The organism is Flavobacterium sp. LC2016-13, assembly GCF_009707955.1.
Lineage (GTDB): Bacteria > Bacteroidota > Bacteroidia > Flavobacteriales > Flavobacteriaceae > Flavobacterium.
In genome coordinates, this window is sequence record NZ_WMDQ01000004.1 from 167,256 (window position 1) to 193,704 (window position 26,449).

Here is a 26,449-nt window from a genome sequence, read left to right on the forward strand (position 1 = left end):
TTACAATGAATAATTCAATCGAAGAAGGAAAATCAATCGCAATTACCAGTTATATCTTAATTATTGGTGTTTTAATTGCCATGTCGATGAACTCAGAAAATAAAAATAGTTTTGCTTCTTTTCATATTCGCCAGGCTTTAGGATTGTCTTTGGCATTTATTTCTTTCGGAGCTATTATCAGCAATTTCGACAGTTTTATGATCACTTTTCCAATGTGGATTTGTATTTCAATTCTTTGGACTTATGGAATTTTTTCTGCTATTCAAGGTCAGACAAGACCAATTCCTTTGGTTGGCGCGTTATTCCAAAAATGGTTTAAAAGCATCGGATAAATTAAATCCCAAATTTCAAATCTGGAAAACTTTGTGTAAGTTTTAAACTTTTACAAAGTCCAAAATTTACAACTCACAATTCACAATTCACAATTAAAATGAATCTATCTTTAGAATATAAAATACAAGAACCAAAAGTTATTTTAGATAAAAATCCTGTTTTACTTTTATTACACGGATACGGCAGCAACGAAGCTGATTTGTTTTCGTTTGCTACTGAACTTCCTGATAATTATTATATTATTTCTGCAAGAGCGCCTTACGATTTACAATATGGTGCTTATGCGTGGTACGCGATTAATTTTGATGCTGACCAAAATAAATTTTCAGATAACGAACAAGCAAAATCTTCTCGAGATCTGATTGCTGCATTTGTAGATGAATTAGTTGCTAATTATCCTATTGATGCTAATAATGTGACTTTAATAGGCTTTAGTCAAGGTTCTATTTTGAGCTATTCTGTTGCGCTTTCTTATCCTGAAAAAATTCAGAGAGTGGTTGCAATGAGTGGCTATTTTAATCATGAAATTATTAAAGAAGGTTTTGAGAAAAACGATTTTAAAAACTTAAAAATATTCGCTTCACACGGAACTGTAGATCAGGTAATTCCGATTGACTGGGCCAGAAAAACGCCTGCTATTTTAGAAAAACTAAATATTCCGGTTACTTATAAAGAATATCCTGTTGGACATGGTGTTGCGCCACAGAATTTCTTTGATTTCAAGAATTGGCTGGTGGGATAGATTCATATTCATTCTATTAGATCTGAAGCATTCTAATATTTGTAAGTTTTTACATATTTTTATTTAGAATTGTTCTTTAGCAATTATTCTGTAACTTTGTAAAATGAAAACTTCAACTATTCATATCGACAAACCGTCTGATCGTCTTTTAGACAATCTAAGAAATTTACGCAAAGCAAAAGAAGAGCGTAAAGAACAGATGCGTTCTGATTGGGCAAAATATTTTCCAAAAAAATAATTTCCTATAAAGAGATATGTTTGATAAAGTTATACCGTACACAACGGTTGAAGGATTTCAGTATCTAATAAAATTTACAGAATTTAGCAAAACTCATCTTCCGGATACTTTTAATCTACCGATTGTAGATATTACAATTGAAATAATGGAAAGCCCGAGTCAGATAAATAACGGAAAAACTTTATTTCATTTTTCATCAACCATTCAAAGGTTTCTTGATGAGAAAACAATAGCGTCTTATATTTTTATTGTAGTAACGAGCCTATCACTAAAAATAAGAAACGTAAACATATTTCAGATGCTCAGTTTAGAAGTGATTTATTTTGTAAAATGTTTGAAAAGCAAAATCTAGATAATAATTTTATCTGCGAAAATATTATAATAAAAGATCCGAATAATGGCGACCATCATATTCATTTAATCTCAAGATTGGAAAATGAAATTGAAATTAAAACAATCGTTAATGATGGTCTCCCTTATTTTGAAAACAAATAATATTATTAATTTTATTGTCCTGTATAAATAATCTTTCCACCTTTTTTCAGAACATAACCTTTCCACGGAATTAATTGCAAATCTCCTTTAGTCCAGGAATCGCCTTCTGATTTTCTTTCCAGAATAATAGATTCTTTTTGGGTATCAAGGAAAAGTTCGGCTTTGTTGCCTTCAAAAATTACGTATGCAGCTGTCGTGTATGTTTTCCCTGTTTCTTCGGCATGAGATAGTTTTGTGCCTTCAAAAATACGTATACATTGATTTTTCAGGATAGACCAGGTATAACCGGCTGAACCTTTGCAGCCATGAGCATCAACATCTCCTCCGACTAAAACTTTTTCTTCTTTTGTAGTATTTTTTTCTTGTGAAACTTTTGGCGCGCAAGAAAATGCAAAGCCAGCAACAATTGAAAATAAAAACATCTTTTTCATATATCCTATTAATTTAAATTGCTAAAAAAATAGGACTATGATGTCCTATTTTTGATATAACAATGATTGATTAACTTCAAAAGTAATACTTTCGTCATCACTAACAAAGTATTTTAACAAGACTTCTCCCCACAATTCTCCATTGCTATAGTCAGCAATGATCCATCTGTGGTTTAAAATTTTTACTTTATTGATAATGAATTTTTTTCCATCAATTTTATCTTGTCCTGTGTACGGATTTCCGTTTGGATTTGAATTGAAGTCTAATAATTTTTCTGTCACTATTGGAATTAATTTTTCAAATAAAATTACTTTCCCGCCAGAAGCGCTATTATCAAAGTAATTTTGGGCATTGTCATTATGTGCCAGGGAAAAATAATCTGCTTCGGCTAATTGTGATGATACTAAGTTGATGCTGTCTCTAAGTTTCTTAGTGGTTTTATCATATCTTTCTTGTCCAAATTTTACTTCATTACTGTAAAACATATAAGTAAAAACATTCATTAATATCGCAAGGATAAAAAGATAAAGCATTAAGGATTTTTTCATTTTGTGGTATAATTAAATTGTAATTTCTAAATTATCGTAAGCCAGAAAAACGTTTTTAGGGAGTTGTTTTTGTACTTCTTCATGAAACCCTAAAACGTGGCTAATGTGTGTTAGATAAGCCTTTTCGGGCTTAACTAAATTTATAAAATCAAGTGCTTCCTGCAAATTAAAATGGGTGTCGTGCGGTTCTACACGCAATGCATTTATAACCAGTACTTTTAAATTATGCAGTTTTTCTATTTCAGGTTCTTCGATTGTTTTTACATCTGTCAGATATGCAAAATCGTCTATACGGTATCCAAAAACCTGTAAATCACCATGCATGGCATTTACCGGAATGGCCATTTTATCTCCAACAGCAAAAGGTTTGTTATTGATAACTTCAATTGTTTTAACGCTTGGAGCGCCGGGATATTTGTTTACGGTTTCGAAAACATAGTCAAAACGGCGTTTCAAATTATCGATTACACGCTGATGTGCGTAAACCGGAATTTCTCCCTGACGGAAATTATACGGGCGAATATCATCTAAACCTGCGGTATGATCTGCATGTTCGTGCGTAAACAAAATAGCATCGAGATGCCTACATCCGCAAGAAAGCATTTGCTGCCTGAAATCAGGGCCGCAATCTATTACATACGAATGTTCGCCCCACGTAATCCAGATGGAAACGCGAAGTCTTTTGTCCTTAGCATCAGTGCTTTTACAAACAGGATGATCGACTCCAATAATTGGAATGCCTTGAGAAGTACCAGTACCTAAAAAATAGATCTTCAATTGAACTTAATTTTTTTACAAAAATAGGATTATTTCTCTTTCATTAGAAGCCTAATTTGCTAACTTTGTAACAAATCTATTTAAAATAAAATGGGTACAGAAATAAAACTCAAAGGTGACAAGGTCATCGAACAGATTCCTTCTATAAAAGACAAAGCGTTACGCATTAATTTAAACGAGAATATTTACGGGACATTTGCTGAAATTGGCGCTGGACAAGAAACAGTTAGGCATTTTTTCAGATCCGGAGGTTCATCGGGAACAATTGCAAAAGCAATGTCTGCCTATGACAAAGATTTTAGTGATGCGGTTTACGGAATTGAAGGCGACGGAAGATACGTAACCGAAAACAGGCTTAAAAAAATGCTTACGTTTGAAGGTGAACTGATTGAGGAGCGTTTAAGCCGAGAGAAACATCCAAACAAACTTTTCTTCAGTTATGCCAATACTGTTGCTACAATAGATTTTGCAAAACAATTTAAAGGTCATGGTTGGGTTGGAATTAGATACCAAATTGAACCTGACGAAGCTTACAACGAAATTATTCTTCACATTCGTTTTAAAGAAACTGACGCGAGACTACAACAAGAAACACTGGGAATTTTAGGTGTAAACTTAATTTACGGTGCTTTTTACAAATACAATGATCCAAAACGTTTACTGCGTTATTTATACGATCACTTAGACAAAGACCAACTCGAAATTGATACTATTAACTTCTCAGGACCTCGTTTTGCTGATGTTGATAATCGTTTAATGAGTTTGCAATTGGTTAAAAACGGAATGACAGATGCCGTAATGTTTAATCCTGAAGGAAAGAATGTTTTGCCTGCCGCTGTTTTATACAAAAAGAATTTACTTGCTTTTAGAGGAAGTTTCCGTCCGGTTACGAACGTAAATCTTGATATGTATGAGAAATCATTAAAAATGTTTCTCGAAGAAAATAAAGTTGAAAAAGATAATACTTTAGTAGTTTTTGAAATTACGCTTTCGAATTTACGTTCGGATGGTGAAATTGATGAGCGTGATTTTATGGACAGAGCCGAATTGCTTTGTTCTCTAGGTCAAACGGTTATGATTTCTAATTTCCAGGAATATTATAAAGTGGTTGAATATTTTTCTAATTATACCAAAGCCAGAATGGGATTGGCAATGGGTGTAAACAACCTTGTTGATATTTTTGATGAGAAATACTACCGTCATTTAAGTGGTGGAATTCTGGAAGCATTCGGGAAATTATTCTATCGCGATATGAAGGTATTCTTATATCCAATGTTGGGCGATGATGGAGAAATTATTACTTCTGAAAACCTGAAAGTTCATCCTCGAATGAAGGAATTGTATAAATTCTTCAAATTCAATGGAAAAGTGGTTGATATTAAAGATTACAATACTGAAATATTAAATGTATTCTCTCGTGAGGTTCTGAAAATGATTAGCCAGGGAAAATCTGGTTGGGAACCTATGCTTCCATCAGGTGTTGCCGAAATTATAAAGGAACACCATTTATTTGGATATCATCCTGAAACTGAATTAGAGCAAAATATTTAGTTTTTTTTGTTTCAGGTTTCAAGTTTCAGGTCCAGCAAAACTTGAAACTTGAAACCTGAAATAAAAGATTACTTCAAAATCTGTGCTGCGTGTTCTTTTGTTTTTACTTTTTCGATAACCTCATCAATAACTCCGTTTTCATCGATTACAAAAGTTGTTCTGTGGATTCCGTCGTATTCTTTTCCCATGAATTTCTTTGGTCCCCAAACACCAAATGCATTGATTACTGATTTATCTTCATCAGCTAATAATGGAAAAGGAAATTCGTATTTGTCTTTAAATTTTAATTGCGCTTTCTGGCTGTCAGCACTTACTCCCAAAAGCTCATAATTGTTAGCTTTAAAACGTTCGAAATTATCTCTTAAATCACAAGCTTCTGCCGTACAACCTGGTGTACTTGCTTTTGGATAAAAGAAAACTACTAGCTTTTTTCCGGCATAATCTGCCAATTTATGGGATTTTCCATCCTGATCTATTCCTGAAAAATTTGGTGCTTTGTCGCCGGCTTTTAATGTTGTCATATATTTTTATTTTAGATTGTTTTAATTTTAGAAGAAAGAACAAAGAGTAAAGAATATAGATTGTGGATTTTAGAATTACATTCAAACTCACAATTAATAACTCATAACTTATAATTTATAATTCCTTATTTTTACGACACTAAAAATACGGAAATGAATAAAGAAGCTCGCGTACAATTTGTTATAAATACGTTAAAAGAACTCTACCCTACTATACCTGTTCCCCTTGATCATAAAGATCCTTATACATTATTAATTGCTGTTTTGCTTTCAGCACAATGCACGGATGTTCGTGTAAATCAGATTACTCCAATACTTTTTGCAAAGGCTGATAATCCGTATGATATGATTAAAATGTCGGTAGAAGAAATTAAGGAAATTATTCGCCCTTGTGGTTTATCACCAATGAAATCAAAAGGCATTCATGGTTTGTCGCATATTTTGATTGATAAACATGATGGAAAAGTTCCGCAGAGTTTTGAAGCTCTTGAAGAATTGCCAGCAGTTGGCCATAAAACGGCTAGTGTAGTAATGTCGCAGGCTTTTGGTGTTCCGGCTTTTCCTGTTGATACTCACATTCATAGGTTGATGTATCGCTGGAATCTTTCGAACGGTAAAAATGTAGTACAAACAGAAAAAGATGCTAAAAGATTATTCCCTAGAGATTTATGGAATGATTTACATCTTCAGATTATTTGGTACGGACGTGAGTATTCGCCTGCTCGTGGCTGGAGTCTAGAAAAAGATATTATCACGAGAACTATTGGAAAAAAATCTATAATAGAAGAAGCTGCTAAAAAGGTTTAGCAGCTTCTTTATTTTATTTTACATACTGCCTTTCAGCGCATTGTATTCGTTTGTCATGTCAAGAGACCTGTAAATACCCAAAAGTGTTTTTGTTGCATCTGAATTTTTAGGTTCTATAACAAGGGCTTTTTGAAGATATGGAATCGCACTACGGGCAATATCATCTTTTTTAGCATTCAACTTATCATATTTCTGCATATCTGCTGCCGAAGTTCCTAAAGATGCTATTTCATCCGTTAAATCTTTCTTTAGCTGTAACTTTAAGTAAGCTAAATTAATGTAAACATCAATATCATTAGGATTCAATTCTAAAACATAATTATAAACTGTTTCTGCTTTGGCGTATTCCTTTTTTTCCAGATAAGAATCAGCTAAGTTTGTATTCACTTCTATTTTTTTAGAAGGAACGGACTCTGTTCTTGGTTTTTCATACAATCCTTGCTGAATTGCTGATTCTCTTGCTTTTGGCGAAACAAAAACATCTTCTTCTTTTGTTTTTTTGCTTGTGGCTAAATACAAAAGTCTTTTTCCGGAAAAATTAATCTTTTTTAGAATTTCATAATATTTAATTGCGGAGTCATAGTCTTTTGCATTTACAGATGAAGATGCTGCATTGAATAAATTCAGCGTATCTTTTTTATCAAACAAATAAACTTTATAACTTTTCTCTGCACTTTCTTTAAATTTTCCTGCTTTAAAATCGGTCATTGCACCATTAACAAGGCTAGATTTCATTTGTTTTAAAGCTTCATTAGCCTTAATGGTAAATTTAAATTTACCTGATTCATTTTCATATATAAATACGTCCTGATACGATTGTGATGCCAATGTAAAATTATTAACTGCATCTATATTTTTTACAGCTAAGTCTTTTAATACATTTCCTTTTAAAAAGTAAAAATCTGATTTATCTTCATCTGGCGCATTAAGTATAAGGTATTCTACTTTATTTAAAATTGCCAATGCTTCCTGGCTTTTTCCGCCATCAAATAAAGATTGCGCATCTTTTATTTGTTCTTTTTGAGCAAATGCTCCGATATTCATAAAGAGAAGGAATATCAATATTATTTGGTTATTTTTCATTTTGGTCATGTTTAGTTGTTACTAGATTTGGTTATGAATGGTCTTACTATTCTTCATTGAACATTAAGAAACACAACAAACAAGACAAAATAATCCGGAGTAGTTTTTTTTCATAAATTTTTTGGTTAATTGGTTAAACATTTTATTTCATTAGCATTATAACTGGAAAATTTTCTACAATTAAAGTTTTTTCATACAAAACTAAATCAGTTTCATATTTTAATTGAATAAAAATTACTTTGAACTAAAATAAACTAAAATTTGAATAAACAAGTATAAATAAATGAAAAATATCAAGTTTTAACAGAAAAACATCGATAATTAGAATTAAAACAAAGAAGTACTTATTAAAATCATATATTTAAAATAAGAGTATGCGTATATTTTAAATAATGCAAAAAAATAGGTTTAAAAACTAAATCCTAAAAAAAAACTCACTACTTGTATTTACATACAAATAGTGAGCTTTTAACCAAAACGACCATTTGGTTTTTCTTTCGAAATAAACATCCGACCAAAGTAGTGGGCTGTTTAATTAGCTATGATCTCAAAACTTTTATCGTCTATCTTCACAACAGTCAACGCTTGTGAGTAGTTTAATAAAAAAGAAACGACTTCTTTTTTAGGTTTAAGATTTTTAGAAGCTAATGCTTTTTTAGAGTAAATTTTTGCCATACTATGAAAATGTTTTATAATAGTATAACGACCTAATATTCAAAATAGTATTAGTTGGTTAAAATAATTTGATGTTTATCAATTATTTTTCTCAAATTCATTAATGCATAACGCATTCTTCCTAATGCTGTATTGATACTAACTCCTGTAAGTTCTGAAATTTCTTTGAAACTCATATCCTGATACATACGCATCACTAAAACTTCTTTTTGATCTTCGGGAAGTTCTTCAATGATCTTTTTTAGATCAACCTCAACCTGATCAAAGATCATTTTATTTTCTATGGTTAAAGAATCGTCAGACATGATTGAGAAAATCGAAAACTCTTCTGTTTCTCTGTACATCGGCATTTTTTTGGTTTTGCGAAAATGATCTACAATTAAATTGTGTGATATACGCATAACCCAAGGTAAAAATTTACCTTCTTCATTATATGAATTGCTTTTTAAGGTTTTTATTACCTTAATAAAAGTGTCTTGAAAAATATCGTTTGAAATATCTCTATCAGCTATCTTAGAATATATAAATCCATATATCTTAGACTCGTGCCTTTTTATCAATGTCGCTAAAGCTTTTTCATTGCCTTCGACATAATTTTTTACTAATAGAGCGTCTGGAATATGCAGATCAGCCATAATACTACCTTTTTAGTTCTGTTTAAAATCTAAGTAATTTTCTAAAAAGTAGTTTTATTGTATAGGCGTATCTTTTTTATGTCTGTTAATATTCAGTCCAAATTTAACAAATAATTATTTTAAAAAGCAAATGATTGGAACAATAATTAACAATAAAATCATAATTAATTTTAAACTTTACGACCAAAGCCTTCAAAAATATCAAATAATGGGAATGTTTTAACAAATTAAAAAAAGAAGCACATTTTATATAAATCATTTATTTTAAATAAGTTACACTTCTTTTTTTAACAATATTTATATTATTTAATTTTATTCATAAACCCGAACATAATCTACATAATACTTTTGCGGTAAAATAGTATCATCTACAGCAGGACCTCCAAAATTGCCTCCGATAGCTAAATTGACAATAATATAAAATGGTTTATTGAACGGCCAAGTGTCTTCATTTTTAATTTCCGGATTAAACGTATAAACTAAAGTTGTATCTACAAAAAAATCGATTTTATCTTTATTCCATTCAATAGCATAAACATGATATCCTTCTTCTATAGTTGGAAATTCTGTTCTTTTTGTATTTATGGTATTACCATGACTATCCTGCGTGTGCAAGGTTGTGTATACCATATGCGGATCTCTGCCGATATATTCTAAAATATCAATTTCACCGGTTTTTGGCCATTTTACCTCATCAATATTAGCTCCTAACATCCAAAATGCGGGCCATAAACCGTGACCAACAGGTAATTTTGCCCTGGCTTCAATTCGACTATACAAAAACTCTTTTTTTCCTTTAGTCGTTATTTTAGTCGAGGTGTATTTATCTCCTTCTTTTCTGGCTTCTATAATTAAATTTCCATCTTTAATTTCGTGATTTGTTTTGGTATAGATTTGTCTTTCATTATTTCCGTAACCGCATAAATTCGGACAGCCGTCACCAAGTTCGAAATTCCAAAAGGTTTCGTTTATTTTCTTTTTATTAAAATTTTCTTCCCAGATGAGTTTTCTTTTTGCATTTTGTGCAAAGCAAAAACTACTGAGCATTATTAGTACAACTACTTTTTTCATAGTATCGTTTTTAAATTCTAAAAAATTAAGAAGGCCAGCCTAAACTGACCTTCTCATTCATTCTTACTAATTAATTCATATTCTATTGATAGACTCTTACGTAATCAACCTCCATTGAAGATTGTGTAAAGGCTGCATCAATATTTCCTCCTAAATTACCTCCCATTGCTACATTCAAAATCAGGAAAAAGTCGCTGTTAAAGGGAAGTGAAGCATCATTGGCTACAGAATGGATCATTACATCATCAACATAAGTTTTTACTGATGTCGGGCTCCAAACCGCTTTATAAACATGAAATTCTGTTGAAACGTTTGGAATGGTTTTAGATCCTGTATTTCCATTTCCTCCTGAATGTCCGGGATAATGCAGTGTGCTTAGAATAACGTTTTGGTTATTTCCTACATGTTCCATAATATCGATTTCTCCACATGCTGGCCAAGGTTTTGTCGCATAGTTTTGTCCAAGCATCCAAATTGCAGGCCATGTTCCGGCTCCTATTGGAAGTTTGGCTTTAATTTCAATCTTTCCATAAGTGAACTTAAATTTGGCATCTGTTTTTAATCGGGCCGATGAATAATCAGCTCCACCAGAAGCTTCTTTTTTGGCTGTAATTTTCAAGCTTCCACCTTGTACAATAACATTTGTTGCTGCATTGGTATAATTTTGTTTTTCATTATTTCCCCAGCCGTTATCTCCTTTTCCTAAATCATAACCCCATTTTGCAGCATCTGGCGCTCCATCAGTATTAAATTCTTCAGACCAAACTAAATTGGTGTAATCTGTATCTTGATTTTGAGTTGGCTTTGTGGTCGTAAAGATATGATACCATGCCAATGCAGGATTTCCTCCCATAACGGCTCTAACTACCATTCTATTGGCTGTTATTGATAATATTTCATAAGAACTCTGACCAATATAATAACCCATAAATCCTCCATCAGAGAAATTTAACATGGTTCCTCGCGTTTGTGTAGCGTGATCAGGGTTTTTTGACACAACTGATTCTGAAGGACTTAACGAAACCGTTTTTATTCCACCTGCATTATAGCTTAAACAAGCATCATCTGGTGAACTTCCTCCTGCTACACTTGCAAAAGCGGCATTAAAGAATGTTGATCCACCGTTATCCAATTGAAATTTCAATTGTTCGCCATCAAGAGAGAATGTTAATACATTATCATACAAACAGCTGCTGGCTGGTGAAGCTGCTTTTTCGAACGCTCCTGCCTGATAGTAATTTGCATAATAATTTTTAGCTGCATCGGCATCGTTTTGACCTACACCTAAATGTCCTGGTTCTGATGCTGACCAATACCATTTTTTAGAGGTTCCGGATGTTAATAACTGAACGGCTTCGTCATCACTAAAATTACTTAAAACGGTAACATCAAGTGTAATATTTGAAGCAATTCCACCTCTGCCATTGGCAATAAGTGTTACAGTATAAGTGTTCACGCCTGTTTTGGTAAAACGCTTAGTGAATTTTCCGCTTGGTGAATTTTCTGAAGTTCCGTCGCTAAATACATATTTAAATGAAACAGCATTATCTGCAGTCGCGGTTAATTTTACCATTCCTGAACCGTCTCCGTCAGGAGCATTGGTCGTTTTCCCGACAATCTCAGCGGTTATCTTAAGATTTGTTGGTGCCTCTATTGATCCAAATGTATAATCATCTTTCTGACAACCCGTCATCAGGAGAATCGCAAATAAGGATACTATATTTATAATTATTTTTTTGCTCATGATTTCTTTTTTTAATTGGATTGTTTAATGTCATCAAAGTAATAGACAGCACCTGTTCCCATTTGTCCGAAGTCAGGGAATAAAATTACTCTGTCGTATTTATTCGCTGTGCTAAAACCAGGTGCAGCTGTCAAATCAAACGTTAATACCTGCCATGCATTAGCAACTGTTGTGGTTGCATGTGCTTCAAAAAAGACAGTTGGATTTCCGTTTCCGTCTTTTGGCGATGTCGAAACTTCCATTTTATATAAAATATCGGCTCCAACTTTAGGCGACCAAACATTTACTTTTACAGTTGTTCCTTTAGTAAAATCGATTGTTTTTTCTAAGTTAATACTTGCTCCTGCCCAAACCTGAGCTCCTGACAGTTTTTCTATTTTTACTACTTTGTTTGATACATTCGCACCCGTTTTATCCGGATTTGTTACTACAGAAACCGGAATTGGTCCAAAATTAGCATCTCCAAAACCGCCCCAAGTGTACGTTAATGTTGCCGATTCAAAATCAAGTGGCAATTCTACAGACTGAGCAGCCGTTTTATAGAAATAAATATTATCAATAAATACATTTTTACCAGCTGGAGTTCCAACCAATTTCAATTGAAAAATATCTGCAACGGTTAATCCCTGACTTGTAAATGCAGAAATTGGAATATCAATACTTGTCCATTGATTTGCAGTTAGATTTTTTGATACCGGTTTTTCTCCATTGGTTTTACTAATTAAGAACGTATCAATTTTATCTAAGTCTGCTGTCCAGACATCCATGTGAAAATACTCCATTCCGGAAACATCGATTGTTACATTATCAGCCAATGCAATTCCCTCATAATTCAGGTTGTTGTAATTGATGATTTTATCTCCGGCTAAATCAAATTCTGTAAAAGTGGTAGATTGTCCCCAATTTGGAAAAAAGTTAGTTCCTGCTACATTTGTGTATTTAGAACCATATATAGAAATCACGTCTCCAGCTTGTCTGTTTGGTGGCGCTGGTGCTGATGTTGTTGGATTAAGAACCAGTTTGGCCGTAACTTCAATTGTTTTTTCTGTCGTTTTTACTGCAGCGCTTTTTGAAACTACACGAATGGTGTAAACTCCTGCTTGCTGGTATGTATATGAAACTGATTCACCATTATTTCCCGAAACCGGATCTGGTTTTCCTGTTTCTCCAAAATAAACATCATAAAACAAAGCAAAATCAGCTGTTGCCTTAACGGTGATTTTTTTAGATACTGATAAATCATTCGTTACTTCAACTACTAAATTTTCAGGAGCTTTAAACGAAACTACTACTTCTTTTTCAACTTCGGTAGTTTTTCCATTAATTCCCATTGCAATAATTTTAGACTTGTAAACACCTTCTTTATATATATGTGCAACCGTTGATCCGGTTCCTATATAATCAGAATCTGCACTGCCATCTCCAAAATTAATTTTATATTGTGTTACACCTTCGCCTTTAGGTACAAATGTAACTTTACCTGTATTATCCTGGGTAACTGTGGTCAAAGCCGATATATTAGTTGGTGCACTTAAACCTTCTAAATCAATATCGCTATTTTCATCGCTTGAGCAGCTAAAAAATAGTGCTAAAACGAAAATACTTATAATAGAATGTATTTTTTTCATAATTGCTGTTTTTTAATATCCAGGATTTTGTTTCCAATTTCCGTTTGCAAACTGAATTTCTTCGATTGGAAGTGGGAATAATTCATTTTTATTAGCTGTGAAACCAGGAATAGTTCCTGCTGCTTTTCCAGTTCTAACCAAATCAAAAAATCGATGTCCTTCACCAAAAAGTTCCAATCTTCTTTCTGTCGCAATAAAATCAGTCAGAGCAGCACCAGAAACTGATATATCATGATTGTTGTCTCCAAAAGCACGTCTTCTTACCTGATTTAAATATTCTCTGGCTTTTCCATCATCAATTCCGCCTCTGTTATAAGCTTCTGCAGCCATTAATAAAACATCTGCATAACGAATTGCTCTGTAATTGTTTGGATTCGTTAAATTCAAATCTCCGGCTGCTTCTGCACTTCTTTTTCTTGGTAAATATTTTCTGTTGAAGAATCCTGTATCTTCATTACCTTTTCCATATGATACGCCACTATTAGCTGCTGCAAAAGCTACAATATCTAAAATAGCAACATTTTTACGTCTGTCTCCAACTTCAAAAGCGTTTGCTGATTCCTGAGTTGGAATATTAAAACTAAAGCCTGAAGAAAATAATGGTCCTGTGTAATTTCTAACTCCACTAAATCCAACAGCTACGTTTCCTTCGCTACATTGCAAACAAGTAAAACCTGCGCCTTCAACATCTGTATACTGAACTTCAAAAACAGATTCTGATCCGTTTTCTCCTTCTGCTTCGAATATCTTATTATAATCTGTTTCTAATGTATATGGCGTTGTAGTTATTAAAGCCTGTAAAGTAGTGGCTGCTTCCAAAAATTTGCCTTGATATAAATAAGCTTTTCCCAATAATGCCTGAGCAGCTCCTTTTGTCGCACGTCCTTTTTGGGCAGCATTTGGAGATAAATTTGCAGCCGCGAAAATCAAATCAGCTTCAATGGAAGCATAAACTTCTGCAACTGACGAGCGCGGAACTGTTTTTTCATCTCCAATTTTAAACCTCGCATCGGCTTTCATTGGTATACCGCCAAACCATTTTACTAATTCAAATTGGTAATATGCTCTAAGAAAGCGTGTTTCGGCTATAAGCTGTGTTTTTCCCGAAAAATCTGTTTTATTTTGAAATTCAAGTATATAATTGGCTCTTTGAACTCCTGCAAACATCCAGTTCCAGATGTCTCTTAAATTGCTGTTTACCTGAGTGTGAGTCATATCGTCTATTTGCTGAAAACCAATTACATCTGTCGGGCTTTCACCTCCGCATAATGTATTATCTGAAGCAATTTCTCCCAGCAAAACATTTACATAAGTTGCCTGAAGTAAATCATAGGCGGCAATTAACGCCTCATCGTAATCTGATTTAGAATTAAAATAATTCTCTGAATCGATAGAATATACAGGCTTCGGATCAACAAATTCATCTGAACAAGAAGTTGTTACAGTTAGAATTAATGTTATCGTTATTAGAAAAGTAAATAAATATTTTTTCATTTTAATTGAAATTAAAAATTAATGTTTAAGCCCAATAAATAAGTTCTTGGAACAGGATAAAATCCGTAGTCAATTCCGGCACCAATTGGCGATTGAGAAACTCCATCCTGATTTGTAGGTCCTGATGAAGCCCCAGGATCAAACCCTTTATATTTGGTAAAAGTGTACAGATTATTTACTCCCGCATAAAGTCTTACCTTTGTGATTCCGGCTTTTTGAGTCACTTTCGGATTGATTGTGTATCCTATTTGTATGTTCTGAATTCTTAAATAAGAAGCATCTTCAACAAAATAATCAGACAAAACATTGTTTGCTGTAGCTCCTGTAGTTACTCTTGGTACAGAATTGCTTGTTCCTTCTCCCGTCCATCTGTCTAAAACATAATCAAGACGATTTGCATCTGAAAGTACTCTTTCGTAGTTACGAACCATATTGTTTCCTATTGATGCGAATGTATATGCTGCAAAATCAAGATTTTTATAATTTAACTGAATATTGAATCCCATTGTAGCATCCGGAATTGGATCTCCAATATTTGTTCTGTCTTTAGTATCAATTACATTATCTCCATTTACATCTACATAACGAATATCTCCCGGCGAAGCATTTGCTCCTAAAGCCAATTGTGAAGGATGTGCATCAACTTCCGCCTGATTTTGAAAAATACCATCGGTTTTATATCCATAAAAATACCCAATTGGTTTTCCTGCTTCCATACGTGATGCGGCCGGTTGTCCTACTCCAAAAGAACCTTGTTCTATAAATCCTGTTCCGTTATTTACCGCTAAGACTTCATTTTTAAGAAACGTTACATTATAACCTACACTCATCGTAAATGAGTCTGAAAATTTTTCTTTATAATCTATCGCAAATTCAAATCCTGAATTTCTAACAGTACCGGCATTCATTGTTGGAGCACTTGCTCCCGGAGCACCAACTCCGATAATTCCTGAAACCGGAATATTTGGTATCAATAAATCTTTTCTTGTATCGATAAAATAATCTGCTACTACAAAAAATTTATCATTGAATAATTTTAAATCCAAACCAACATCAAACTTTTTGGCTTCTTCCCATTTTAAATTCGGGTTTGGTATTTGTCCCGTTGCGGCTCCGCTTACTAATGCGCCATCAAAAACATAGGTTGCCTCACCATTTAAAATACTTAAATAGCCATTATTTGGAATTTGATCATTTCCTAAACTTCCGTAACTGGCTCTAAATTTTAAGAAGTTAATTGTTTCTGATTTTCCAAAGAAACCTTCGTCTGAAACAACCCATCCTGCTGTAAGAGATGGAAAATATCCTATTTTATGACCGGGACCAAATTTTGTAGAAGAATCACGTCTGATAATTGCTGAAAAAAGATATTTTCCTTTATAATCATATTGTACTCTTCCAAAATAAGAGAGTCTTCTTTGATCATAAACATAACCACCAGTATTTAAAGCGCTTGGCAATCCTTTAGTTAAAGAAAGATCTGCAAACTCCCATGAATTATTAGGCACATCAAAGCCTGTTGCAACGGCTGAATTTCCCCATTGTTTATAAATAGTATTTCCCAGAGTTGCAGTAATATTATGGTTCTCTGCTATTTTTGTATTATAAGTTCCATAAATATCAAATGAGTAATCGTTGTCGTTTACAGTTCTTTGCGTTACATAACTTCTTTGATTATCAAAAACTTTTCCTCCATAATTTATTTGTGGGGCAAATATTTTGCTTTCACTGTTTGCTGTATTAAATCCGATTGAGCTTGACAATACAAATCCTTTGAAAATTTTATAATCCAAACCAAAGTTTCCGTTTAGCTTTTTATAATTATAATCATTGTATGTGTTTTCAACTTGTGCGAGTGGATTTATAATTTCTGTTCCAAATCCTGTTGTACTTGGCACTAATGTAAAATTGCCATTTGCATCGTACGGACTTAATGTTGCCGGTACGTTTAAGGCATTAAACAATACAGATCCTAATCCGTTTTCGTTAATTGTTTTTCTATCAAAATAAGTATAGATTAAATTTGTTTTTAATTTGATTTTATCACTCAAATCTACACCTAATGCTAGTCTGGCTGTATTTCTTAAATAACCAGATTTGTCGCCACCTACAATACCTTCCTGATCAAGGTGTGAACCACTAATAGAATAGGTAATTTTATCAGATCCTCCCGAAATTGTCAAATCGCTGTTTAATAACGGTACACCGGTTCCTAAAACTTCTTTTTGCCAGTCTGTTCCACTTCCTAAACCGCTTACGTTTGGATAAGGAAGCGCTTTTCCGCCATTGGCATAACTTTCATTTAATAATAAAGCATATTCGGTAGCACTTAGAATTGATAATTTTCTGGAAGCTTCCTGAAATCCTGTATAGCTATTAAAAGAGATTTTAGTTTTAGAATTCTTTTTACCCATTTTTGTTGTTACGAGAATAATTCCGTTTGCTCCAAGCACTCCATAAATAGCTGCCTGAGAATCTTTTAAAACCGTAATGGTTTCAATATCATTTGGATTTAGCAAACCCAGATCTCCCACATAACCATCTATAATAGTTGCCGGTTTATTTTCTCCATTTGTAGCTATACCACGAATACGTATATCAAGCGGAGCTCCTGGTGCTCCGGATTGTGTAGTGACGTTTACTCCGGAAATAGTTCCTTGCAGCGCCTGCTCAATTCTTGATGGTTTTAAAACATCAAGTGTTTTGCTGTCCAGAACTCCAACTGCTCCGGTAATTTCTCTTTTCTTTTGAGATCCGTAACCAATCACTACAACTTCATCTAATGATTTAGAGTCTTCACTCATTTTAACAGTAACTTTTGGTCCGGAAACAACAACTTCTTGCGTTCGGTATCCAATATAACTTAAAACAATTGTGGTGCCGGTTGAAACACCTGAAAGTTTAAAAGATCCGTCGAAGTCTGTGGTTGTACCTTTTGACGAATTTTTAACTTTTACATTTACGCCAGGCAATGCTAAGCCTGATCCATCAAGTACATTTCCGGTTACATCAAACGTCTGCGAAAACGCAAAAGATGTAAACAGTAATAATACCATTAGTAATAATTTAGATTTCATAATTAGTTAGTTTTTTATTGAAGTTAAAATTATTGCATCCTATTAAGAATACGTTAAAATTAACCACAACAAAAAACATACATCTCAAAAATAATGCACTAAAATTTAAGATATAACAAAATAGATCGCCATTTAACAGTAAAATCCGAATGTTAATTTCTTTAACAAATAAGTGTAATAATCACAACAAAAGGTTAATGTTGTGGTAATGTATAGTTGTTTTCGAAGGATTTTCTGACTTCCTATACAGCCAGTATATATTCGACTAAACCGATTTCGTGCTGTAAATCCATTTTTTTACGCAAACGATATCTTTTAATTTCAACACTTCTAACCGAAATATTAAACAAAGGAGCTATTTCCTTAGAAGAAAGATTCAATCGTAAATAGGCACAAAGACGCAAATCGTTTGGTGTTAATAAAGGATGAAGTTGTTTTATTCTTTTCAGGAAATCTTTATCGGCACTGTCAAAAGCTTCTTTAAAAACCTTCCAGGAATCTTCTTCGGTAATATTATCATTAATGGTTCTAATAACCGATTTAATGTTTTTATTATCATCCTGAGATGTTTTCTTCAAATCTTCTTTTATAAAAGCCAAAAGTTCATTTTTACTATTCAAACTCATCGTCGAAACAGCCAATTCTCTGTTTTTATTATCAACATCCTGCGAGAGTTGTTCGTTTCTTAATTTCATTAATTGCTGCTCGTTTTCAAGCTCTTTAATCTCCAGTAAAAGATTATTTTCTTCAATTAATTTCTCTTTTTGCTTGTGATAAAAATTGCGATATGCTTTGTTTATAAAATAACCAATGACAATTAACAATAGCAAATAAATAAAAACAGCCAGATTGGTTAAATACCAAGGTTTTAAAACCACAAAAGTATAAGTGGCTGTATTTTGCAATACTGTATTGGCATATTTTGCACGGACTTTGAAGGTATAAGTTCCGGGTGATAAGTTCTTGAAATTAACAGAGGATTTTGTGCTCCACTCACTCCAGTCATTTTGAAATCCTTCTAATAAATACTGATATTCTGAATTGATGTATTTATTATATTCGGGAACAGTATAATTTAATATAATGTTGTTTTCATTCGATTTAAAACTTCCTTCTTCTTTTAAAACTACATCATTTGAAGTTTGATTTTGTTTATTTATTGAAATTTCTGTTATGGAAACGGTATAGTTTTTAAAACTTAAATCGTCGATATTAAGCGTATAATAACCATCTGTTGTACCAATTAAATAAGTTGATTTTGAGATTTGGGTAATATTTTCAAAACCCAGCATTGAGTTGGTTAAAGAAGACGGAATTGGTATTATATTCTGTTTTAATTGATTGCTCAATTTACTGGCAGAGAAATAATGAATGTAATTTTTAGAAAATAACCAGATTTTATTAGACTTATCTACAATTAATTTTCCTGAGGTATATTCGTCTTTTTCAAAAATAGAACTTAATAGTTTATCTTTTTCGAATTGTTTTGTATTCGGATTCAGTTTAAAAATTCCGCCTTTATAAGCATAATAAATCGCGTTATTAAATTTAGTTAAACTTGCATTTTTTCCTTTCTTTGGAGACGAATACGTATAAAACTCTTGTGTTTTTAAAAGCGAATTATCCAATTGTAATCTAAAAATACCTTTATATTCATGGCTTACATAAACTTCTAAATTTGGAGTAATTTCGAAATAACGAGAAGAATAACTGAAACCATCAATTTTATTCCTGAATTTCCATTGATTGTTTACTTTCTCTAAAACCGAAATTCCGTAGTAATTTCCCTGAAGCAAAATGTTTCTATTGTTTGGAGAAGGTTCAAACTTCCAGGTTCCCGAGCCCGAAAAAATACTTCTCGCAGTTGTATTATCAATAATAAAAGTTCCTGAATCATGACCGCAAAAAAGCGTATTGTCATAACTATGCAAAGACCAAACCTGTCCTTTTGTGCCACTTATAAACTGAAAATCGCCGTTGCTTTGATATTTTTTGCAAAACAATCCCTGATTTGTTCCTACATACAACATTCCGTTAAATTCAATTGATGCGTAAACCGTTCCCAGAACACCTGTATCATCTGTAAAACTATGCACCGGCGTTTGCAGATTGATGCAGTTAATTCCGTTATCGAGACCAACCCAAACGTTCTGATCTTTATCTTCAAACAATGACAAAGCCGTATTATTGCTTAAACCTTTGCTTTGCGAAATATGATAATGGAATTTTCCTGAATTCGATAAAATAAAAATTCCATTAGAAACAGTTCCAAGAGCATAACTGCCATCCTGAAGTCTTTGGCTGCTATAAACAAAACTCGCTTTTATTTGTTCATCAATTTCTGTTGCAAAAGGTGTTAAAGTGGTTCCTGTAAGTTTATAAAATCCGTCTAATTGCGTCTGAATCAACAAACCATCATCTATTGTAAACACATTGACAATCGTAAACTTTTTCAGTATAGGATTATCAGAAATCAATTTTCCTTTTCCTCCTTCTATCTCAAAAAGACCTTCATTTATGGTTTGATAATAAATAGAATTTTTAGTGCTAAACGATTTTATAACACCATTTTTAGGCGAAATAATTTTAAAGCTTTTTGTTTTTGTATCATAAATATAAATTCGGTTCAGCGATTGAAACAAAATCCATTGATCGTATTTTAAAATGTTCCAAAACTGTTCGTCATCCAGAATTTTATTTTTAATGGTATCGCTTAGCGAAGTATATTTTAATTTTCCATTAGCTTGGCGAGTCCAATATCCAAAATTCATATAACAACCAGTATAAACCTTATTATCGATTACTTTTACAGATCGCATAATGGTTTCATTAGGCGTTGGATAAAGTTCCCAATTGGTCCCGTTATATTCTAAAAGCCCTTCATTATTAGCAAAATACAAATAATTCTGTTCATCCTGCGAAATCATCCAACTCTGATTTCCAGCGCCATACACAGTCGACGGATATTTTACAATTGGAGGTAATTCCTGCGAAAACAGGATAGAACTGATCAAGAAACAAAGTAGAGAAAGGTTAGTCTTCAATTGGTTGTGGTTATTTATTTATTCTAAAAACACTTCTAAAATAGAATATTTTATGCTGAAACAATAATTTTAACTAAAATAAAAGATTTTACAAACAACACGCGGTTGTAACCACAGAAAACAATTACCATAATATAGCTTCCAGCGGTTGAAATCACTAGCAATACTTCAAACAATTTCCTAAGCATTTTAAACATAGCCTGTGGTTGAAACCAGTGGCAAAATTTTGAGCTAATAATCAAACCCAAACATTGTAATTCTGTTAAAATTTGGAACAATGTCCTTAACAAAACTCAATTCAAAATTGATTACTTTTGTAGAAATTGACTTTTTTTATGCAAATTGATCTTTCTACACTCGACCCGAAACATAATATTATAATTAAAGGAGCGCAGGTACATAATTTAAAAAATGTAGATGTTGCTATTCCCCGTAACAAACTTGTTGTAATTACAGGACTCTCAGGATCAGGTAAATCTAGCTTAGCATTTGATACTTTATATGCCGAAGGACAACGTCGTTATGTGGAGAGTTTATCATCATACGCACGTCAGTTTTTGGGACGTTTAGACAAACCAAAAGTTGAATATATAAAAGGAATTGCTCCGGCAATTGCGATCGAGCAAAAAGTAAACACAACCAATGCCCGTTCTACGGTTGGAACTTCAACAGAAATCTACGATTACGTTAAACTTTTATACGCCAGAATTGGCCGCACATATTCGCCGGTTTCCGGACAGGAAGTCAAAAAAAATACCGTTACCGATGTTGTTTCTGATGTAAAAAACTTTGAATTGGACAGCAAATGGATGTTGCTTTCTCCTATTCATCTTGAGGAAGGCAGACAACTCGAAGACAAACTAAAAGTATTGTTACAACAAGGTTTTGCACGTATTTTAGTCGATAACGAAATGGTTCGTTTAGACGATTTTACACCAACAGATCTTCATAAATTAGACAACAAAGATATTTTACTAATCATTGACAGAATTGTTGTTAAGGATGAAGAAGAATTCTATAATCGTCTTGGCGACGCTGTTCAGACTGCTTTTTTTGAAGGAAAAGGAATTTGTTATCTACAGGAATTAGGTTCAGATAAAAGACTTACTTATTCGAATAATTTTGAATTAGACGGTATTACGTTTTTAGAACCAAATGTTCATTTATTCAGTTTTAATAATCCGTACGGAGCTTGTCCGGTTTGTGAAGGTTACGGAAATATTATTGGAATTGATGCTGATTTGGTCGTTCCAAATACCTCTTTATCCGTTTTCGAAAGCGCCATTTATCCGTGGCGAGGCGATAGCATGAGCTGGTATAAAGACGAATTGGTAAAACATGCCTATAAATTTGATTTCCCAATTCACAAACCTTATTTCGAGCTTTCAGAAGAGCAAAAAGATTTAGTCTGGAAAGGAAATCAATATTTTCAAGGTCTGAATGGTTTCTTTAAAGAACTCGAAGAAAAAAATTATAAGATTCAAAATCGTGTAATGTTATCACGCTATCGCGGAAAAACAAAATGTTACGCTTGTCGCGGAAAACGTTTACGTGAAGAAGCTTCTTATGTAAAAATAAACGGAAAAACAGTTTCTGAATTAGTCGATTTGCCGATTAAACATTTGGTTACTTTTTTCAAAAATATCGATTTGGATGTTTACGAACAGCAAATCGCAAAACGTTTAATGGTAGAAATCAATAACCGTTTGTCATTTTTGACAGAAGTTGGTTTGGATTATCTAACGTTAAACAGAAACTCTTCGACACTTTCAGGAGGAGAATCGCAACGTATAAACCTTGCCACTTCTCTTGGAAGTAGTTTGGTTGGTTCAATGTATATTTTAGATGAGCCAAGTATTGGTTTACATCCAAAAGATTCGGAACGATTGATTAAGGTTTTGCTTTCGTTACGCGATTTAGGCAATACCGTAATTGTCGTTGAACACGATGAAGATATTATGAAAGCTGCCGATATGATTATTGATATTGGTCCCGAAGCAGGAACTTTTGGAGGGAATTTAGTGGCTCAGGGAACTTACGATGAAATTTTGCAATCAGAATCTCTGACAGCGAAATATCTGAATGGAGATCTTGAAATTTCTGTTCCGAAGAAAAGACGAAAATTCAAAAATCATATTGAAATTATTGGTGCCAGAGAAAATAACTTAAAAAATATTAATGTTACTTTTCCTTTAGATGTTTTAACGGTAATTACCGGAGTTTCAGGAAGTGGAAAAAGTACTTTGATTAAAAAGATTTTATTTCCTGCAATGCAAAAAAAGCTGGAAAATGCAGCCGAAAAAGCAGGTCAGTTTAGCGAAATAAACGGTTCGTTTTCGCAAATCAAGCACATCGAATATGTAGATCAAAACCCAATTGGAAGAAGCTCTAGATCGAATCCAGTAACGTATATTAAAGCTTATGATGATATTCGTGAATTGTACGCTAAAGAAAAATTATCTAAAATAAGAGGTTATCAGGCAAAACACTTTTCTTTTAATGTTGACGGAGGTCGTTGCGAAACTTGTAAAGGAGAAGGCTCTATAAACGTCGAAATGGTCTTTATGGCCGACGTTTCGCTACCATGTGAAACCTGCGGAGGAAAACGTTTCAAAAAAGAGATTTTAGAAATCAATTTTGATGATAAAAATATCAACGATATTCTTACCATGACTATTGATGATGCGATTGCTTTTTTCGATAAAAACAAACAAGCTAAAATAACTCAAAAATTACAGCCGCTTCAGGATGTTGGTTTGGGATATGTACAGTTAGGACAATCTTCTTCAACACTTTCCGGTGGTGAAGCACAACGTATTAAATTAGCATCATTTTTAGTAAAAGGTGCTACAAAAGATAAAGCTTTGTTTGTATTCGATGAACCTACAACAGGTTTGCATTTTCATGACATCAAAAAATTATTGGCTTCTTTTGATGCTTTAATTGAAAAAGGCCATTCTATAATTGTAATTGAGCACAATCTTGATCTTATAAAATGTGCCGACTGGATTTTGGATTTAGGTCCGGAAGGTGGTGAAAATGGCGGTTATTTATTAGCGGCAGGAACGCCCGAAGATATTGTAAAGGTAAAAGAATCTGTTACTGGAATTTATTTGAAGGATAAACTTCTTTAAAAAAAGGTTCTGAGGTTCTGAGATGCAAAGGGACAAAGGTTTTACTGTAGAGGCGCATGGCTGTGCGTCTATATTAAAGGTTTTTATAAATTCATATAAATTAAAAGCCCTAAATTAAATAAATTTAATTTAGGGCTTTTTTTCGTTTTTCAGTGATTTTTTTATGCGACCAAACATTTCTCCTCGAAAGGCAAACCATCTTCGTCAATGGCTACCAATATCTTTTTCTGTTTAGAAGCTTCAACAGTAAGATATAGCCATGCAAATGACCATAATCCCAAGGTCAGGCAAAAAATGGTGAAATTCAAACCATGATTCACTACCTTTCCTCCTTTAGAAAGAACTGCAAAAAGAAACTCGTCATTTCTCTCTTCAAGCGTAAATCCATTATGAATTTTATTCGATATCATATTAGAAAACACTTGCAAACTTTGTTCGTGGTTGAGGTGAATGTTTTTCATCATAATTATTTAAAAAATTTAACCCAAGAATAGTACTACTCTATACTATCGCAATTTAACTTTTACCAAAGTGATTAGTCTTAGTAAACAGAAATTATATCGCTTTATTGTATTTTATAAGATAATGTTTATCTATTTTATTAAAGCGATGCTAAATTTCTAATATAAAGTTAATTTTAATATAATTAATTACAAAATAAATACCTGTTAAAATTTAAAGTTTTTTAACTGTATATCAATTACTTACTATTTTTTCTTAAAATTAAAGGTCGGAGATTCGTAATTTTTATCTAAATAATTCTCCGGAATTGTAGTGGTATTCCCATCTCTCAGAGCATTATAATGTGGTGACATGATTTCGATTCCGGCCGCATTAAAACAGTCCTGAATATTTTGATGTAAGGAGGAATAGATTCTTGGCTGTTTCGTAGGTTCTTTCGTATAAACATTTATTTGATAGGAAACATAAAAATCATCTAAGCTTGTTTGCAAAACAAACGGTGCCGGTGTTTGTTCGGTCATATCAGTTTTTAAAGCGGCATCAATTAATGCTTTGTAAATATCCTTCCAAGGAACATCATAACCAATTGTAACAGTCGTATGAATCAATAAACCATTTGTTGAATCTTTGGTATTTGCAGAATAATTTGTAGAAGTACTCGATAAAACTGTGGCATTCGGGATTGTAATGTCTTCAAATTTTGGTGTTCTGATTCTTGTAACCAAAGCCGTTTTTTCGATTACTTCTCCGCTTACATCCCCAATCTTAATAAAATCGCCAATCTTAAACGGACGCATATAAGTAATCACCAAACCGGCAACCATATTGGCAATTGCATTTGATGAACCTAATGAAAATAAGATTCCAACAAATACCGAAACACCTTTAAAAATAGGAGAATCTGATCCCGGCAAATACGGAAAAATTACCACTAACATAAAAGCATACGCCAAAAACCGAATAATATTGAATGTTGGTTTTGCCCAATCGCTGTAAAAACCATCTACTTTTATATTCTCCTTGTTAATTTCATCAACAAAAAATTTGATTATTTTAAGTGAATACCTGAAAATCAAAATAATTACAATTATTGTAAACAGATTTGGCAGAAAATCAACAAATCCCATTGTCGCAGATTTTATAGGCGTGAGCGTCCATTTTAAAATCGTAGTTGTATAAGCTTTTGTAGCGGGAAAAATACTAAAAAGTACCGGAAGCGTTAAGTAAACGATTATGATTAAAGTAATTACTTTTATGATTCCAATAATCCGAATGATAACAAACTCTTGTTTTTCAGGAGTAAGCACATTTACATTATTATAGGTAAATCCTTTGAGAAATTTTTCTCTGTGAGTTGATACATAAGATTTTATTCGATTGAATATTTTAGAAACAAATAACAATACCAAACCCAGAATAAGGATTAATAAAGCTGTAAATCCGAGACGTTTTGGTAATAACGAATAGTTTTCGTTTTGGTACACAATTTCCTTTTTAATCGCGTTGTAATTACGTTTTGCAATTTCCTGAACTGATTTGTTTTCAGCTGTTGCATCTGCATTTAAAACCGACATTAGTATTAAATCATTTTTATAAACAATGTCTAAACTAATATCCGAAGGAATAATTTTTAAAGAGTCAGCTTTAAAAAGATCATTTTCATAAAGCGATTTAATCTTTCCCGTAATAGCCTTTGCCCTATTTTCGGCAGAAAATGATCCCACTTTATTATAAACATAAAAAAGCGTGTCTTTAAAAGGATTTACAGGATATCCTTTTAAAATTGGTTTTGTAACCTTAGGCTTTATTGTTTGTACATTCTCTTGTTGTGCAAAAGTTGCAAGAGAAAACAAAATAGTGAAAAATGTCAAAAAACAAAGTAATTCCTTTTTCATATTCCGCTATAAATAAGTTAGTTATCTTCTAACAAATATAAAAACAAAATAGACTCGAAATTA

Annotated in this window: 22 protein-coding genes; 7 read left to right on the plus strand and 15 right to left on the minus strand. The window is 32.8% G+C overall.

Going from position 1 to position 26,449, the window contains the following annotated elements:
* Positions 1-5: 5 nt before the first annotated feature.
* The 4 genes from GKZ86_RS10010 to GKZ86_RS10020 all read left to right on the plus strand — a co-directional run bounded on the left by GKZ86_RS10010 (position 6) and on the right by GKZ86_RS10020 (position 1,665).
* Entirely contained in the window at positions 6-332 is a 327-nt protein-coding gene (locus tag GKZ86_RS10010; RefSeq protein WP_154782972.1) for a hypothetical protein, read from the plus strand.
* Between the two features lie 98 nt (positions 333-430).
* On the plus strand, positions 431-1,075 hold the full coding sequence (locus tag GKZ86_RS10015) for an alpha/beta hydrolase (protein WP_154782973.1): 645 nt from the start codon (positions 431-433) through the stop codon (positions 1,073-1,075).
* Positions 1,076-1,178: 103 nt separating this feature from the next.
* Positions 1,179-1,313, plus strand: coding sequence for a hypothetical protein (locus GKZ86_RS25565; protein WP_255459998.1), 135 nt, complete (start codon positions 1,179-1,181; stop codon positions 1,311-1,313).
* Between the two features lie 16 nt (positions 1,314-1,329).
* Positions 1,330-1,665 (plus strand): hypothetical protein, encoded by a 336-nt coding sequence (locus GKZ86_RS10020; protein WP_154782974.1) that lies wholly within the window; start codon positions 1,330-1,332, stop codon positions 1,663-1,665.
* Between the two features lie 154 nt (positions 1,666-1,819).
* On the opposite strand, the gene GKZ86_RS10025 is transcribed toward GKZ86_RS10020, so the two are convergent.
* Genes GKZ86_RS10025 through GKZ86_RS10035 form a run of 3 tightly spaced genes read right to left on the minus strand, consistent with a single transcriptional unit; the run spans position 1,820 to position 3,565 of the window.
* On the minus strand, positions 1,820-2,239 hold the full coding sequence (locus GKZ86_RS10025) for a hypothetical protein (protein ID WP_228526557.1): 420 nt from the start codon (positions 2,237-2,239) through the stop codon (positions 1,820-1,822).
* Between the two features lie 45 nt (positions 2,240-2,284).
* Positions 2,285-2,788: a hypothetical protein gene (locus tag GKZ86_RS10030; RefSeq protein ID WP_154782975.1), complete on the minus strand. Its 504-nt coding sequence runs from the start codon at positions 2,786-2,788 to the stop codon at positions 2,285-2,287.
* Positions 2,789-2,800: 12 nt separating this feature from the next.
* The gene (locus GKZ86_RS10035) at positions 2,801-3,565 is read right to left on the minus strand and encodes an MBL fold metallo-hydrolase (protein ID WP_154782976.1); all 765 of its coding nucleotides are present in this window, start codon (positions 3,563-3,565) and stop codon (positions 2,801-2,803) included.
* Between the two features lie 90 nt (positions 3,566-3,655).
* Here GKZ86_RS10035 and GKZ86_RS10040 point away from each other — a divergent pair, with 90 nt between their 5' ends.
* Positions 3,656-5,116: a TonB-dependent receptor gene (locus GKZ86_RS10040; RefSeq protein ID WP_154782977.1), complete on the plus strand. Its 1,461-nt coding sequence runs from the start codon at positions 3,656-3,658 to the stop codon at positions 5,114-5,116.
* Positions 5,117-5,184: 68 nt separating this feature from the next.
* Here GKZ86_RS10040 and bcp read toward each other — a convergent pair whose 3' ends face one another.
* Complete coding sequence (gene bcp / locus GKZ86_RS10045; protein ID WP_154782978.1) at positions 5,185-5,637, minus strand: thioredoxin-dependent thiol peroxidase; 453 nt, start codon at positions 5,635-5,637, stop codon at positions 5,185-5,187.
* A 153-nt stretch (positions 5,638-5,790) separates the two neighbouring features.
* Here bcp and nth point away from each other — a divergent pair, with 153 nt between their 5' ends.
* The gene (nth, locus tag GKZ86_RS10050; RefSeq protein WP_154782979.1) at positions 5,791-6,444 is read left to right on the plus strand and encodes an endonuclease III; all 654 of its coding nucleotides are present in this window, start codon (positions 5,791-5,793) and stop codon (positions 6,442-6,444) included.
* 18 nt (positions 6,445-6,462) lie between these two features.
* Here the strand turns inward: nth and GKZ86_RS10055 are convergent, their stop codons facing one another.
* The 9 genes from GKZ86_RS10055 to GKZ86_RS10090 all read right to left on the minus strand — a co-directional run bounded on the left by GKZ86_RS10055 (position 6,463) and on the right by GKZ86_RS10090 (position 20,895).
* On the minus strand, positions 6,463-7,527 hold the full coding sequence (locus tag GKZ86_RS10055; RefSeq protein WP_154782980.1) for a tetratricopeptide repeat protein: 1,065 nt from the start codon (positions 7,525-7,527) through the stop codon (positions 6,463-6,465).
* 531 nt (positions 7,528-8,058) lie between these two features.
* The gene (locus GKZ86_RS25235) at positions 8,059-8,202 is read right to left on the minus strand and encodes a hypothetical protein (protein WP_194632483.1); all 144 of its coding nucleotides are present in this window, start codon (positions 8,200-8,202) and stop codon (positions 8,059-8,061) included.
* 50 nt (positions 8,203-8,252) lie between these two features.
* The gene (locus GKZ86_RS10060; RefSeq protein WP_154782981.1) at positions 8,253-8,837 is read right to left on the minus strand and encodes an RNA polymerase sigma factor; all 585 of its coding nucleotides are present in this window, start codon (positions 8,835-8,837) and stop codon (positions 8,253-8,255) included.
* Between the two features lie 312 nt (positions 8,838-9,149).
* On the minus strand, positions 9,150-9,908 hold the full coding sequence (locus tag GKZ86_RS10065) for a family 16 glycosylhydrolase (protein WP_154782982.1): 759 nt from the start codon (positions 9,906-9,908) through the stop codon (positions 9,150-9,152).
* Positions 9,909-9,990: 82 nt separating this feature from the next.
* Positions 9,991-11,652 (minus strand): family 16 glycosylhydrolase, encoded by a 1,662-nt coding sequence (locus tag GKZ86_RS10070; protein WP_154782983.1) that lies wholly within the window; start codon positions 11,650-11,652, stop codon positions 9,991-9,993.
* 11 nt (positions 11,653-11,663) lie between these two features.
* The gene (locus GKZ86_RS10075) at positions 11,664-13,280 is read right to left on the minus strand and encodes a hypothetical protein (RefSeq protein ID WP_154782984.1); all 1,617 of its coding nucleotides are present in this window, start codon (positions 13,278-13,280) and stop codon (positions 11,664-11,666) included.
* Positions 13,281-13,292: 12 nt separating this feature from the next.
* On the minus strand, positions 13,293-14,774 hold the full coding sequence (locus GKZ86_RS10080) for a RagB/SusD family nutrient uptake outer membrane protein (protein WP_154782985.1): 1,482 nt from the start codon (positions 14,772-14,774) through the stop codon (positions 13,293-13,295).
* A gap of 11 nt (positions 14,775-14,785) precedes the next feature.
* Positions 14,786-17,851, minus strand: coding sequence for a TonB-dependent receptor (locus tag GKZ86_RS10085; RefSeq protein ID WP_154782986.1), 3,066 nt, complete (start codon positions 17,849-17,851; stop codon positions 14,786-14,788).
* A 242-nt stretch (positions 17,852-18,093) separates the two neighbouring features.
* The gene (locus tag GKZ86_RS10090; protein ID WP_228526556.1) at positions 18,094-20,895 is read right to left on the minus strand and encodes a triple tyrosine motif-containing protein; all 2,802 of its coding nucleotides are present in this window, start codon (positions 20,893-20,895) and stop codon (positions 18,094-18,096) included.
* Between the two features lie 335 nt (positions 20,896-21,230).
* Between GKZ86_RS10090 and uvrA the strand changes: the two genes are divergently transcribed.
* Positions 21,231-24,029, plus strand: a complete 2,799-nt coding sequence (uvrA, locus tag GKZ86_RS10095; RefSeq protein WP_154782987.1) for an excinuclease ABC subunit UvrA — start codon at positions 21,231-21,233, stop codon at positions 24,027-24,029.
* 161 nt (positions 24,030-24,190) lie between these two features.
* On the opposite strand, the gene GKZ86_RS10100 is transcribed toward uvrA, so the two are convergent.
* Both GKZ86_RS10100 and GKZ86_RS10105 read right to left on the minus strand, forming a co-directional pair.
* Positions 24,191-24,439 (minus strand): hypothetical protein, encoded by a 249-nt coding sequence (locus tag GKZ86_RS10100; RefSeq protein WP_228526555.1) that lies wholly within the window; start codon positions 24,437-24,439, stop codon positions 24,191-24,193.
* A 297-nt stretch (positions 24,440-24,736) separates the two neighbouring features.
* A complete protein-coding gene (locus GKZ86_RS10105) occupies positions 24,737-26,386 on the minus strand; it encodes a mechanosensitive ion channel family protein (RefSeq protein ID WP_154782988.1) in 1,650 nt (549 codons plus the stop codon).
* Between the last annotated feature and the right edge of the window lie 63 nt (positions 26,387-26,449).

Coding starts and splice junctions, on each gene's coding strand:
- GKZ86_RS10010 (WP_154782972.1), top strand. CDS start 6: ATGAATAATTCAATCGAAGAAGGAAAATCAATCGCAATTACCAGTTAT.
- GKZ86_RS10015 (WP_154782973.1), top strand. CDS start 431: ATGAATCTATCTTTAGAATATAAAATACAAGAACCAAAAGTTATTTTA.
- GKZ86_RS25565 (WP_255459998.1), top strand. CDS start 1,179: ATGAAAACTTCAACTATTCATATCGACAAACCGTCTGATCGTCTTTTA.
- GKZ86_RS10020 (WP_154782974.1), top strand. CDS start 1,330: ATGTTTGATAAAGTTATACCGTACACAACGGTTGAAGGATTTCAGTAT.
- GKZ86_RS10025 (WP_228526557.1), bottom strand. CDS start 2,239: ATGAAAAAGATGTTTTTATTTTCAATTGTTGCTGGCTTTGCATTTTCT.
- GKZ86_RS10030 (WP_154782975.1), bottom strand. CDS start 2,788: ATGAAAAAATCCTTAATGCTTTATCTTTTTATCCTTGCGATATTAATG.
- GKZ86_RS10040 (WP_154782977.1), top strand. CDS start 3,656: ATGGGTACAGAAATAAAACTCAAAGGTGACAAGGTCATCGAACAGATT.
- bcp (WP_154782978.1), bottom strand. CDS start 5,637: ATGACAACATTAAAAGCCGGCGACAAAGCACCAAATTTTTCAGGAATA.
- nth (WP_154782979.1), top strand. CDS start 5,791: ATGAATAAAGAAGCTCGCGTACAATTTGTTATAAATACGTTAAAAGAA.
- GKZ86_RS10055 (WP_154782980.1), bottom strand. CDS start 7,527: ATGAAAAATAACCAAATAATATTGATATTCCTTCTCTTTATGAATATC.
- GKZ86_RS25235 (WP_194632483.1), bottom strand. CDS start 8,202: ATGGCAAAAATTTACTCTAAAAAAGCATTAGCTTCTAAAAATCTTAAA.
- GKZ86_RS10060 (WP_154782981.1), bottom strand. CDS start 8,837: ATGGCTGATCTGCATATTCCAGACGCTCTATTAGTAAAAAATTATGTC.
- GKZ86_RS10065 (WP_154782982.1), bottom strand. CDS start 9,908: ATGAAAAAAGTAGTTGTACTAATAATGCTCAGTAGTTTTTGCTTTGCA.
- GKZ86_RS10070 (WP_154782983.1), bottom strand. CDS start 11,652: ATGAGCAAAAAAATAATTATAAATATAGTATCCTTATTTGCGATTCTC.
- GKZ86_RS10075 (WP_154782984.1), bottom strand. CDS start 13,280: ATGAAAAAAATACATTCTATTATAAGTATTTTCGTTTTAGCACTATTT.
- GKZ86_RS10080 (WP_154782985.1), bottom strand. CDS start 14,774: ATGAAAAAATATTTATTTACTTTTCTAATAACGATAACATTAATTCTA.
- GKZ86_RS10085 (WP_154782986.1), bottom strand. CDS start 17,851: ATGAAATCTAAATTATTACTAATGGTATTATTACTGTTTACATCTTTT.
- uvrA (WP_154782987.1), top strand. CDS start 21,231: ATGCAAATTGATCTTTCTACACTCGACCCGAAACATAATATTATAATT.
- GKZ86_RS10100 (WP_228526555.1), bottom strand. CDS start 24,439: ATGATATCGAATAAAATTCATAATGGATTTACGCTTGAAGAGAGAAAT.
- GKZ86_RS10105 (WP_154782988.1), bottom strand. CDS start 26,386: ATGAAAAAGGAATTACTTTGTTTTTTGACATTTTTCACTATTTTGTTT.